Source organism: Micromonospora sp. NPDC047753 (assembly GCF_040642735.1).
Classification (GTDB): Bacteria; Actinomycetota; Actinomycetes; order Mycobacteriales; family Micromonosporaceae; genus Micromonospora.
The window spans coordinates 1-8,199 of sequence record NZ_JBEYSL010000310.1 but is presented as its reverse complement, the minus strand read 5'-3'; the positions used below and the strand labels follow the sequence as shown (position 1 = coordinate 8,199).

9 protein-coding genes are annotated in these 8,199 nt (G+C 71.3%); 5 read left to right on the top strand and 4 right to left on the bottom strand.

All coding sequences use genetic code 11. The features are described 5' to 3' along the window. Positions 1–256: type VII secretion protein EccB (locus tag ABZ749_RS23335; protein WP_357231078.1), on the top strand; the 256-nt coding region annotated here is incomplete at its 5' end. A 121-nt stretch (positions 257–377) separates the two neighbouring features. Here the strand turns inward: ABZ749_RS23335 and ABZ749_RS23330 are convergent. The 4 genes from ABZ749_RS23330 to ABZ749_RS23315 are packed head-to-tail and all read right to left on the bottom strand — an operon-like array spanning position 378 to position 4,251. Continuing rightward, positions 378–983 (bottom strand): class I SAM-dependent methyltransferase, encoded by a 606-nt coding sequence (locus ABZ749_RS23330; protein ID WP_357231075.1) that lies wholly within the window; start codon positions 981–983, stop codon positions 378–380. 54 nt (positions 984–1,037) lie between these two features. Next, positions 1,038–1,904: a carbohydrate ABC transporter permease gene (locus ABZ749_RS23325; RefSeq protein ID WP_357231072.1), complete on the bottom strand. Its 867-nt coding sequence runs from the start codon at positions 1,902–1,904 to the stop codon at positions 1,038–1,040. After that, complete coding sequence (locus ABZ749_RS23320) at positions 1,904–2,860, bottom strand: sugar ABC transporter permease (RefSeq protein ID WP_357231069.1); 957 nt, start codon at positions 2,858–2,860, stop codon at positions 1,904–1,906. The genes ABZ749_RS23325 and ABZ749_RS23320 overlap by 1 nt, the downstream gene beginning before the upstream one ends. After that, on the bottom strand, positions 2,857–4,251 hold the full coding sequence (locus tag ABZ749_RS23315) for an extracellular solute-binding protein (RefSeq protein ID WP_357231066.1): 1,395 nt from the start codon (positions 4,249–4,251) through the stop codon (positions 2,857–2,859). Before ABZ749_RS23315 ends, ABZ749_RS23320 begins: the two co-directional genes overlap by 4 nt. Before the next feature lie 115 nt (positions 4,252–4,366). Between ABZ749_RS23315 and ABZ749_RS23310 the strand changes: the two genes are divergently transcribed. The 4 genes from ABZ749_RS23310 (at position 4,367) to ABZ749_RS23295 (ending at position 8,078) form a co-directional block, all read left to right on the top strand. Then, positions 4,367–5,407, top strand: a complete 1,041-nt coding sequence (locus ABZ749_RS23310; protein ID WP_357231063.1) for a zinc-binding alcohol dehydrogenase — start codon at positions 4,367–4,369, stop codon at positions 5,405–5,407. Further along, a complete protein-coding gene (locus ABZ749_RS23305) occupies positions 5,404–6,225 on the top strand; it encodes a sugar phosphate isomerase/epimerase family protein (protein ID WP_357231060.1) in 822 nt (273 codons plus the stop codon). Before ABZ749_RS23310 ends, ABZ749_RS23305 begins: the two co-directional genes overlap by 4 nt. 116 nt (positions 6,226–6,341) lie before the next feature. After that, positions 6,342–7,628 (top strand): hypothetical protein, encoded by a 1,287-nt coding sequence (locus tag ABZ749_RS23300; protein ID WP_357231081.1) that lies wholly within the window; start codon positions 6,342–6,344, stop codon positions 7,626–7,628. A 51-nt stretch (positions 7,629–7,679) separates the two neighbouring features. After that, complete coding sequence (locus ABZ749_RS23295) at positions 7,680–8,078, top strand: NUDIX domain-containing protein (protein WP_357231057.1); 399 nt, start codon at positions 7,680–7,682, stop codon at positions 8,076–8,078. Positions 8,079–8,199: the final 121 nt, after the last annotated feature.

The following is an 8,199-nucleotide window of genomic DNA, read 5'->3' as shown; positions in this document are numbered from 1 at the left end:
GGCCGACCACGTGGTGGTGGAGCCGGGCCGCGGCGCGGTGGTCGAGGCCGCCGCAGCGCCCGGCGCGACCGGCGGCGCGGTCTCCGTGGTCACCGACCTGGGCCGACGGTACGTGCTGGCCGACCGGGAGGTGCTCCCGATGCTCGGCTACCGCGACGTGCGGCCGATGCGGTTACCGTCCGGGCTGGTCAGCCTGGTACCTGCCGGCGCCACCCTCGACCCGGTCGCCGCCCGCGCCGTCGCCGCCGGGGACTGACCCTCACCCGAAACCCGCCGGCACCGGAGTGGCCGCGGTGATCAAGAGGTTTGCGTCAGAACCTGGCACGAACCTGACGCACATCTCTTGATCACCGGAAGCGACGTGTGGCAGGGGGTGCTCAGTCGGCTGGGCGGCGCAGGACGGTGACCGCGAACGGCGCGTCGTCGCGCCACGGGCGCAGGTCCCAGGTGGCGAAGCGCTGCTCCACGCGCAGCCCGGCGGCCACCGCGTCGGCGTCGAACGCGGTCAGCGGGTAGCCGCGCTCCGTGCCGAAACCCACTGTCAGCACACCATCGGGTCGCAAATGCGCCGCCACCCGGCGCAGCACCTCCGGTTCGGTGCCGACGGCGACGAAGGCGAGCACGTTACCGGCCAGCACCGCCGCGTCGAACGGCTCGGCCTCACCCAGCGCCGGCAGATCCAACTCGGCGAGGTCGGCGACGAGCCACGTCGGGCCGGGATAGTCGGCGCGGGCGGCCTCCACCAGCGCGGGGTCGGCGTCCACCCCGACCACCGTGTGGCCCCGCTCGGCCAGCGCGGCACCGACGCGTCCGGTGCCGCTGCCGGCGTCGAGAATGCGGGAGCCGGGAGCGACGAGGGCGTCCACCAGTCGGGCCTCGCCGGCCAGGTCCGCGCCCTCGGCCACGAGCTTGCGGAACCGGTCGATGTACCACTGTGAGTGCTCGGGACCGGTGTCGGTCGCCCAGCGGGTCGGGTTGGCCATGAGGCCACCGTATCCGGGCCGGTGGGGGCCGGGCGGGCGACCCGGACGAGACCATCATCCCTTCTCCGCGCCGCTGGTCAGGCCCTCGGTGAGCAGCCGTTCGCTGGCGAAGAAGAGGAACACGATGGGCAGGGTGAGCACGACCGACCCGGCCATCAGCACCGTCTTGGGGACCTCCACCCCGTCGGCGAGCAGGGACAACCCCAGCGACACCGTCCACCTGTCGGGTTTGTCGACCAGGAACAGCAGGGCGAAGAGGAACTCGTTCCAGGCGATCATGAAGTCGTAGAGCGCGACCGCCATGATCGACGGCATCGCCAGGGGCAGGCTGACACGGCGGATGATGCCGAGTCGGCCGGCGCCGTCGATGGCGGCGGACTCCTCCAGGCTGACCGGGATGGTCTCGAAGTAGTTCTTCAGCATGTAGACCGACACCGGCAACGTCTGCGAGATGTAGACCAGCACCAGACCGAACAGCGAGCCGCGCAGCCCGGCCCGGGTGAAGACCACGAACAGCGGGATCGCGATGACGATCGACGGAAACAGGTAGACCGCCAGGAACAGGAAGTCCACCTGTCGCCGGCCGAAGAACCGCAGCCGGGCCACCGCGTACGCGCCGGGGATCGCGACCAGGAGAGTGAGCACTGTCGCCGCGACGGCGACCAGCCCGCTGTTGCGGATGAAGGTGAGGAAACCCTGGCCGCCGTCGTCGGTGGCCTTGAGCACCTCGGCGTACGTGGCCACGGTCAGCTCACCGAAGCCGACCACCAGCGCCCCGGGGTCGAGCAGCAGCCGCTCGATGGGTCGTACCGAGAGCACCAGCATGTAGTAGAAGGGGAAGGCCGTGATCACCAGGAACACGGCTATCACCAGGCGGCGCAGCCAACGCAGGCTCACCGTCTCGACCACGTCCCGGTCCATCAGCCCACCCTCCGTCCGAAGAAGCGCAGATAGATCAGCACGAACACGATGAGCACAACGGCCAGCACGACCGCCTGCGCGGCCGCGGCTCCGATGTCGGTACGGGCGGTCAGGAACTCGTACACCCGGACGCTGACCACCTCGGTGCCGGCCGCACCGCCGGTGAGCAGGTAGACGTCGTCGAACTTGTTGAACGTCATGATGAAGCGCAGCACGCCCAGCAGGGCGATCACCGGTAGCAGTTGCGGCAGCAGGATGTGCCGGAACCGTTGGGTGGGGGTGGCGCCGTCGACACGGGCGGCCTCCTCCAACTCGCCGGGCACCGCCTGGAGTCGGGCCAGCAGGAACAGGAACGCGAACGGGAAGTACCGCCACGCCTCGAAGACGATCACGGTGGCCAGTGCGGTCGACTCCTGGGTGAGGAACGGCACCGGGGCGTCCCAGCCGAGCAGGCGTTGACCCCACGCGTTGACGATGCCGAGCTGCGGGTCGAGCATCACCTGCCAGACGAACGTGACGGCGACCACCGGTGCCACGTACGGCAGCAGCATTGACGCCCGGACCAGGGTGCGACCCCGGAACGGCCGGCGGACGACCAGTGCGGCCACCAGGCCGAGCGCTATCGACCCGACGGTGCCGCCGATGCTGTAGATCAGGGTGACCCACAGCGTCTCGGCGAAGCCGGGGGTGTGCAGCACCCGGTCGATGTTGTCCATGGTGAACTCGCCGAACAGGCCGGTCTTGCGGAGCGTTGCCAGCCGGACCCGCTGGAAGGCGAGCACCACTGTCCACACGATCGGGATGCCGATGACCGCGATGGTGACGAGCAGGGTCGGTGCGACCAGCGCGAGCCCGGCCCGGGATTCGCGGCGGCGCAGGGTCAGCGGTCGGCGCCCGGGTGACGCCGGCTGCTCTCTGGTGGGGGAGCGGCCGGGGCCGGGCGCGGTGGTGGTCAATTGACGCCCGCCTTGATGGCGTCCACGTCCTTCGTGGCGCGCTTGGCGGTGCCCGCCGCGTCGGACTTGCCGGAGACGAGGTCGCCCAGCACCTTGGGCACCGGCAACTCGCCGAGCATGGCGCCGACGAGTTTGCCCTGCCCCTGGCTGAGGCCCCAGCGCCCGAAGGTGTCCGGGCTGCGGCGCAGCGTGGCCAGCACCTCGTCGCCGTACACGTCGGTGAGGGGCTTCTTCGCGTCCACGCCCGCCTGGCTGGTGTTCCAGGCGGTCAGGTACGCCTCCGGCTCAGTGGGGGTGCCCTTGCGCACCGGGAAGCGGCCCTCCGGCGACATGCCGAACCAGCGTGGGTAGCCGTCACCGAGCATGTACTCCACGAAGGACTTCGCCGGGTCGGCCACCGCGCCGTCGAGGACCGCCCACGAGCTGATCTCGCCGTACTGGACCGGTTCGGTGCCGTTCGGGCCCTTGATCGCGGTGACGAACCCGCTGTTCTTCGCGAGGAACGCCGGGTCCGCCTGGCACTGCGGGCAGGTCGGCTTGGCGTCGTTGCGCAGCCCGGCCAGCTCGTCGAGGATGAACGGTGACCAGATCACCATGGCCGCCTTGCCCGCGAAGTAGGTGGCCCGCGTGGTGTCCACGTCCTGCGCGCCCTTCACCGAGCTGGTGCGGATCAGGTCACCGTAGAAGCGGAACGCCTCGACGCACTGGGGCGAATCCAGTGTCACCTTTCCCGAGTCGTCGGTGAGCTGGCAGCCGTTGGCCAACGCCAGGTGCTCGAAGGTCTGTTGGGTGAACACGTCGCTGGGGGCGGTCGCCGCGGTGATGCCGGCGACGCCGCCGGTGTTCAGTCTTGCCGCGGCGGTGGTGATTCGCTCGTACGTGTCGGGGGCGGGCAGGCCGGCCGCGGCGAACAGGTCCTTGCGGTAGACGAGCAGCTGCCCCCAGCCGTCGCTGGGCACGGAGAGCTGTGTGCCGTCGTCGGAGGTGAGCTCCAGCGCTCGGGGGGAGAACGTCTGCCTGCCCAGCTTGTCGACGACCTCCGCGTTCGCCGAGGCGTGCAGCAGCTCGTTGCCGGCGAGCGTACGGATGCCGGCGAGCGAGACCGACCCGACCACGTCGGGCAGGTCGCCGGCGGCGGCGTTTGCGGCGATCAAGGAGGGGAACTGGTCCTCGTTGACGGTCACGAGATCGACCTGGATCCCGGTCTTGGCGGTGAAGTCCGCGATGATCGCCTTGGTGGCGGTGACCCGGTCGGCCACGTCCTCCAGGCTCCAGACGGTGATCTTCTTGCTGTTGCTGTCGGATGCGTCGTCGCCGCAGGCCAGCAGGGTGGACGTGGTCAGTGCCAGGATCACTGTGGTGGCGAGTATCCGCCTCGGAGGTGCTGACATCGGTGGCACTCCTCTCGAAGGGTACATGAAGGATCCAACACCTTCGATTGATCAATAGCAAGACATATGGCGATTTTTTGCTATCCTGGAGCCCAGTGCTACCGGGATGTGACACATGGGCAACTGGGTGGTCTCTCTCGCCGGGCCTCGACGCATCAGCCTCGAGCCCTGCCCGCCGGATCCGCTCGGCCCCGGCCAGGTCCGAGTCCGCACCTGCTACTCGGGCATCTCCGCCGGCACCGAGCTGACCCTCTACCGGGGCAGCAATCCCCGGCTCAGCAAGGACTGGGACGACGCCGCCCGGATGTTCGTCCCCCGACAGACCCCGGTTCCGTACCCGTTGATCGGCTTCGGCTACGAAGAGGTCGGCGAGGTCGTCGAGGTCGCGCCGGACGTCACCGACCGACACCCGGGGCAGCTCGTCTGGGGCATCTGGGGGCACCGGGCCGAGGCCGTGCTCGCCGCCGACGCGGTCCGCGTGCTCCCCGCCGGGCTGGATCCGCTCGCCGCGGTCTTCGCCCGCCCCGGCGCCATCGCGCTGACCGCCGTGCTCGCCGGTGACCTGCACCTCGGCGACTGGGTGGGCGTCTTCGGCCAGGGCGTCATCGGGCTGCTCGCCACCCGGCTCGCCGTGCTCTCCGGGGCCCGGGTGGTGGCCGTCGACCCGGTACCCGACCGGTTGGAGCACGCCGCCCGGTACGGCGCACACTCGACTGTGGACGCCACTGTCACCTCCGCCGCCGCCGTGCTGCGCCAGGCCACCGCCGGCCGGGGCGCCGACGTCTGCCTGGAGTTGTCCGGCGCGTACCCGGCGCTGCACGAGGCGATCCGCTCCACCACCCACGCCGGCCGGGTCGTGGCCGCCGGCTTCTACCAGGGCCAGGCCGACGCGCTCGGCCTCGGCGAGGAGTTCCACCACAACCGCATCCAGTTGGTGGCCGCCCAGGTCTCCGGGCCCACCCCCGCGCCGAGCATGGCCGGCCGGTGGACCGGAGACCGGGTCGCGCAGACCTTCATGGACCTGGTGGCCGACCGCAGCGTCGACCCGCTGCCGCTGGTCAGCCACATCGTCGACGCCAGCGCGGTCGCCGACGCCCTCGCGCTGCTCGACCGCGGCGCCGGTGACGTCCTCCAAGTCGTGCTGAGGTTCTCATGACCACCATCGCGCTGGCCTGTCAGGAACAACTCCTGCCGGGCACCAACCTGATCCAGAAGTACGCCCTCGCGGCCGCCCTCGGCTACCAGGGCATCGAGCTACGCGGCCGCGGCGACCTGGCGTTCGCCCGCCGGTTGCCCGAGCTGCGCCGGGCCCGCGCCGCCGGGGTGGTGATGCCCACCGTCTGCGTCGAGATGGACCACTTCATCGGCGACTTCGACCCCGCCCGGTCCGCCGACGCCGTCCGCAACCTGCGCTCCCAACTCACGGTGATCGCCGAGCTGGGTGGCGTCGGGGTGATGACCCCGGCCGCCTGGGGGATGTTCTCCCGACGACTGCCGCCGTTCGATCCGCCCCGCCGGCCGGACGGCGACCGGCAGGTGCTCCTCGACGCCCTCGGCGAGCTGGGCGAACACGCCCGGGCCGAGGGGGTCACCCTTTTCCTGGAACCCCTCAACCGGTACGAGGACCACATGGTCAACCGTCTCGACGAGGCGGTGGCGCTCTGCGCCGCGCTCGGGTTGCCGTCGGTCCGGGTGGTCGCCGACACCTTCCACATGAACATTGAGGAGGACGACGTGCACCGCGCGCTGCGCGCCGCCGCGCCGTACCTCGGGCACGTCCAGGTCAGCGACTCCAACCGCTACCAGCCCGGCGCCGGGCACCTGGACTGGCCGGCGCTGGTGCGCACCCTGCTGGAGCTGGACTACCGGGGCTGGCTGGCGCTGGAGTGCCGGCTCCGCGGCGACCCGGTCCGGGCCCTGCAACAGGCGGCCACGGTGCTGCGACACGCGCTGCCCCGGCGGGCCGCCGCGTGACCGCCGACGCCGGGCCGACAAGCGTCGACGCGACCGCCGGTGTCGGTCTGCCCGCTGACACCGGGGCGACGCGCGCCGACACCGCCGGCACGGGTGGCCCGGCCGACGCGGCCGGGCTGCGTCGCCTCGCGATCGACACGCTCGACGCCAACTGGGAGCACGACCACACGGTGCCCTCACGCACGCTCTACCCGCACCAGTGGAGCTGGGACTCCGCGTTCATCGCGATCGGGTTGGCCCAGGTCCGTCCCGACCGCGCCTGGCGGGAGCTGGCCAGCCTCTTCGGGGCGCAGTGGGCCGACGGACGGGTGCCACACATCGTGTTCAACCCGGCGCTGCGGGTCGGCGCGTACTTCCCGGGGCCGGAGATGTGGCGATCGGCCGACGTGCCGGGAGCACCGACGGTCGCCACCTCCGGTCTGGTCCAGCCGCCGGTGCACGCGCTCGCCGCGTTGTTGGCGTATCGGCGGACGCCCGACCCCAGCGCCCTGGCCGCGTTGCGCGTGCTCTACCCCGCGCTGGTCGCCCAACAGCGCTACCTGGCCGACCGGCGGGACGTGGCCGGTGACGGACTGGTCTGCATCGTGCACCCGTGGGAGTCCGGGTTGGACAACAGCCCGGCGTGGGACGAGCCGATGGCCGCGGTGCCGGCCGAGGCGGCAGTCATGCGGGCGTACCGTCGGCACGACACCACGCACGCCGACGCCGCGCACCGCCCCACAGACCTCGACTACGCGCGTTACCTGGCGATCGTCGCCGCCTACCGCGACCACTGCTACTCCGACCGGGACCTGGCCGGCGGGCATCCGTTCCTGGTGGAGTGCCCGCTGTTCAACGCGGCGTTCGGGGCCGCCGAACACGCCCTCGCCGAGATCGCCGCGCTCGTCGGTGGCGACCCCGGGCCGCACCGGGTCCGCGCGGCCCGCATCACCGAAGCATTGGTACGCCGGCTGTACGACCCGGACACCGGCACGTTCCAGCCTCGTGACCTGCGCACCAACCGTCTGCTGAGCGCCCGTACCGTGCTCGGGCTGACCCCGCTGATCCTGCCCGACCTGCCGACCCGGCATGTCGACGCGCTGGTCGTCGAGGCCCGGTCGGCGCGCTTCGGGGTGGCCCGTCGGATGGACCGGCCGCTGCCCACCCACGACCGCACCGCACCCGACTTCGAGCCGCTGCGTTACTGGCGTGGGCCGAGCTGGCTCAACATCGGCTGGCTGGTCCGGCGTGGGCTGCTCGGTCACGGGAACCCGGAGCTGGCCGCCGGGCTGCGCCGCTCGATGATCGCTCTGGTCGCCGGGGCCGGCTGCCACGAGTACTTCCACCCGGACACCGGTGCCGGGCTGGGCTCACCGGCGTTCAGTTGGAGCGCCGCGCTGCTGCTCGACCTGCTCGCCGACTGAGCGCGGTGCCGGGTGGTAGCGTCCCCGATCCCGGCGGCAGCAAGGAGCATCGTGCGCGAGATCGACAAGGTGGCCTGGATCCTCGTCGAGGACGGTCGGGTGCTGAGCACCCGGTCGGTGGGCAAGGACGTCTGGTACCTGCCGGGCGGAAAGCGTGAGCCGGGCGAAACCGACCTGGAGACCCTGCGTCGGGAGATCGACGAGGAGTTGAGCGTCGAGGTCGACGTGCCAGGTGCCGTGCGCCTGGGCACCTTCACCGCTCAGGCGCACGGCCACACGACCGGCATCACAGTGCGGATGACCTGCTATCGGGCGGGCTATCGGGGGCAGTTGCGGCCAGCCAGCGAGATCGCCGAGATGGCCTGGCTCGGGTACGCGGACCGGCACCGCACCTCACCGGTCGACCAGATCATCTTCGACCACCTGCTCGCCGAGGGTCTGCTGGCCTAGCGGCAGTTTGTCGCGCCCGGGCAGGGGCGAGCAACAACGGTTTGGTGGCCACACAGAATGCCAGCATCGCCGGGCCGAGCCAGAGCGCGGAGACCTCCGGACCGGCCAGCGTGATGTTCTT